The sequence below is a fragment of the Streptomyces sp. NPDC056948 genome (assembly GCF_042674225.1).
GTDB lineage: Bacteria > Actinomycetota > Actinomycetes > Streptomycetales > Streptomycetaceae > Streptomyces > Streptomyces purpurascens.
In genome coordinates this window covers 1-3351 of sequence record NZ_JBHUQX010000659.1, presented here as the reverse complement: position 1 = coordinate 3351, position 3351 = coordinate 1, and the positions used below count along the sequence as shown (strand labels likewise).

Genomic DNA, 3351 nt, shown 5'->3' with positions numbered 1-3351 from the left:
GGACGCGCTGAGTCCCGCGGAGCGGGAGCGCACGCTCATCTCGTGGCGCCGGTGGGAGAAGTGGTCGCGCGACGGGACCGGCTACTTCCACGTGCAGTCCACCCGGCCGCAGACCCTGTCGTACGCGCTCACGGACTCGCCGGTGGGCCAACTCGCCTGGATCGTCGAGAAGTTCCGTGAGTGGACGGACTCCGAGGAGCTGCCCGAGGAGGCCGTCGACCGAGACCTGATGCTCACGAACGTGATGCTGTACTGGCTGACGGGCACGGCGGGTTCGTCCGCCCGGGTCTACTACGAGCGCGCCCACGCCCGGGGCGAGCGGATCGCCGCCCCGCACGAGCCCTCCACCGCGCCGACCGCGGTGGCGTCCTTCTTCGGCGACCCGCAGATCCCGCTGCGCCACAAGGCGGAGCGGACGGAGAACATCGTCCGCTGGACCGAGTTCGACCGGGGCGGGCACTTCGCCGCGATGGAGGAACCGGGCCTGTTGGTGGACGACGTGCGGGCGTTCTTCCGGGAGCTGCGCGAGAAGGGCTGACGCCCGCTCTGCCCGTAGCGAATCTGCCGCGGGCAGAGAATCCGCACAACAGCATCGTCCGAGGTCAAGAGTGGAGTCGAGGGCATACCCCGACCACGAGGAGAACCGATGACTCCACTCACGACACTCGCCCCACGGGCGGAGGAGGGCGACACCTCTCCGACCCGGTTCGACGACCATCTGGCCGCCCAGTTGCTCGCGCAGCGCATCGTGCTGCTGGGCACCCAGGTCGACGAGGTCTCCGCGAACCGGGTCTGCGCCCAACTGCTGATCCTGTCGGCCGAGGACCCGCGCACCGACATCAGCCTGTACATCAACAGCCCCGGCGGGGCGGTGCACGCGGGCCTCGCCATCTACGACACGATGCGGCTCGTCCCGAACGACGTCTCCACCCTGGCCATGGGCTTCGCCGCGAGCATGGGCCAGTTCCTGCTCAGCGTCGGCGCGCCCGGCAAGCGCTATGCCCTGCCCAACGCGCGGATCATGATGCACCAGCCGTCGGCGGGGATCGGCGGGACCACGTCCGACATCGAGATCCAGGCGGAGAACCTGGAGTTCACCAAGCGGACCATCGAGCGGATCACCGCCGAGCACACCGGCCAGAGCGAGGAGACGATCTCCCGGGACGGCGACCGGGACCGCTGGTTCACGGCCGAGGAGGCCAGGGAGTACGGCATGGTCGACCAGGTCGTGGAGTCCCTCGCGGACGTCCGCCCGGCGGCCGGCCGACGCAGGATGGGGCTGCAGTGATGGGTAGCTACACGATTCCGAACGTCGTCGAGCGCACCCCGCAGGGCGAGCGGTCCTACGACGTGTTCAGCCGGCTGCTCTCCGAGCGGATCATCTTCCTCGGCACGGAGATCGACGACGGTGTCGCCAACGTCGTCATCGCGCAGCTTCTCCATCTGGAGTCCTCGTCCCCGGAGAGCGAGATCGCGATCTACATCAACTCACCCGGGGGCTCGTTCACTTCGCTCATGGCCATCTACGACACCATGTCGTACGTGCGGGCGCCGATCTCGACGTTCTGTGTCGGGCAGGCGGCCTCCACCGCGGCCGTGCTGCTGGCGGGCGGGGACCCCGGACGGCGGTTCGTGCTGGAGCACGCACGCGTGCTGCTCGGCCAGCCGGCGAGCGGAGGACAGCGCGGCATGGTCTCCGACCTGGCGCTCCAGGCCAGGGAGATGGTGAGGATCCGCTCCCAGGTCGAGGAGGTGCTGGCGCGGCACACCCACCACGAGGTGGCGACCCTGCGGGCCGACATGGACCGCGACAAGGTGTTCACCGCGCAGGAGGCGGTGAGCTACGGGCTGGCTGATGAGGTGCTCAGCCGGCGCCTCGTGACGGTCTGAGGCGCCGGCCGACCGGCAGGCGGATTCAGGCGACCAGGCACATTCCGTCGTACGAGGACGGGGACGCCGCCCCTCGGCGGCTGCCGCCGCTGCCCGTGTACCGCGAGGTGACGCGGGTCAGTTCGCCCTGCGTCCTCGACAGCAGGTCGCCGAGGCTCAGTCCGAGGGCGTGGGCGGCGGCCGCGAGGACCTCCGAGGAGGCCTCCTTGCGGCCGCGCTCGACCTCCGACAGATACGGCATGGAGATCCGTGCCTCGTCGGCGACGTCCTTCAACGTGCGCTCCTGCGCGAGGCGTTCACTGCGCAGGACGTCACCGACCAGGTCGCGCCACAGCGGCTCCTTCACGGCGGGGGCCGGGGGGCTCGCACCTTGCGGGCGCAGCGGGATGACGCGGGCTTCGTTCGGCACGTGGTTGGTCACTTCTCCAGCCTAGGAGCGCCGGCCGCCAGGGGAAGGGATCGGCGTTCCGCCCTGGGTGGAATCAGAGGCGGGGCACGCCACTTCGGCTCCGGCGCTCGGGCTGCGCCGCTGCCTCTTGCCCACCGTGGGCCATATGGGTGAGCATGGGCAGACCGGAATGCCGTGCTCCACCGATTTTCCGCGGCACGGCATTCGGGGGCATGTGTTGCGCCGACCCGGGTACCCGCAACCCGGAAGGACCTAGGCAGATGTAGCCGTGACTTCGTGGGGAGAGGTAATGGAGACCGCCGTGATCCGGTCAAAGGCAGAGGTCGCCAGGGAGAACGCCGAGGCCGGGACGGGTGACGGAGCACTGCCGGTCGTGGACCCGAGGTCCGTGGCCCCGCGGGACGCCAGGGCGCTGTCCCGCCAGTTCTTCCAGCGCCTGACGGAACTCGAAGAGGGCACGCACGAGTACCAGTACGCGCGCAACACGCTGATCGAGATGAACATGTCGCTCGTGCGGTTCGCGGCCGGCCGGTTCCGGGGCCGCGGCGACGACATGGAGGACATCGTCCAGACCGGCATGATCGGTCTGATCAAGGCCATCGACCGGTTCGAGCTGTCGCGCGAGGTCGAGTTCACCTCCTTCGCGCTGCCGTACATCGTCGGTGAGATCAAGCGGTTCTTCCGGGACACGACGTGGGCGGTGCATGTGCCGCGGCGGCTGCAGGAGCTGCGCGTGGAGCTGGCCAAGGCCCGCGAGGAACTCGCCAGCCGGCTGGACCGCGAGCCGACGGTCGCCGAGCTGGCCACGCTGATGAACATCTCCGAGAACGAGGTCGTCGAGGGGCAGATCGCCGCGAACGGGTACAACTCGTCGTCGCTGGACGCCGCGCTCACCGGCGACGGGCCGGAGGGCGGCGAGGCGGTCCTCGCCGACTTCATCGGCGTCGAGGAGAACGGGCTGCGGCTCGTGGAGGACTTCCACTCGCTCGCCCCGCTCATGGCGGAGCTCAGCGAGCGCGACCGGCAGATCATCCACATGCGGTTCGTGGAGG

At 69.7% G+C, this 3351-nt stretch carries 5 protein-coding genes; 4 read left to right on the top strand and 1 reads right to left on the bottom strand.

The genetic code is table 11. The features are described 5' to 3' along the window. From ACFTZL_RS43060 to ACFTZL_RS43050, 3 genes are all read left to right on the top strand, one after another. On the top strand, positions 1–538 hold a 538-nt coding region (locus tag ACFTZL_RS43060), incomplete at its 5' end, for an alpha/beta fold hydrolase (RefSeq protein WP_382595529.1). A 108-nt stretch (positions 539–646) separates the two neighbouring features. Continuing rightward, complete coding sequence (locus ACFTZL_RS43055; RefSeq protein ID WP_382595527.1) at positions 647–1288, top strand: ATP-dependent Clp protease proteolytic subunit; 642 nt, start codon at positions 647–649, stop codon at positions 1286–1288. After that, positions 1288–1890: a ClpP family protease gene (locus tag ACFTZL_RS43050; protein ID WP_382595524.1), complete on the top strand. Its 603-nt coding sequence runs from the start codon at positions 1288–1290 to the stop codon at positions 1888–1890. Before ACFTZL_RS43055 ends, ACFTZL_RS43050 begins: the two co-directional genes overlap by 1 nt. Before the next feature lie 25 nt (positions 1891–1915). Here ACFTZL_RS43050 and ACFTZL_RS43045 read toward each other — a convergent pair whose 3' ends face one another. Then, positions 1916–2311, bottom strand: a complete 396-nt coding sequence (locus tag ACFTZL_RS43045; protein ID WP_382595521.1) for a helix-turn-helix domain-containing protein — start codon at positions 2309–2311, stop codon at positions 1916–1918. A gap of 277 nt (positions 2312–2588) precedes the next feature. Here ACFTZL_RS43045 and ACFTZL_RS43040 point away from each other — a divergent pair. After that, on the top strand, positions 2589–3351 hold a 763-nt coding region (locus tag ACFTZL_RS43040; RefSeq protein ID WP_382595518.1), incomplete at its 3' end, for a sigma-70 family RNA polymerase sigma factor.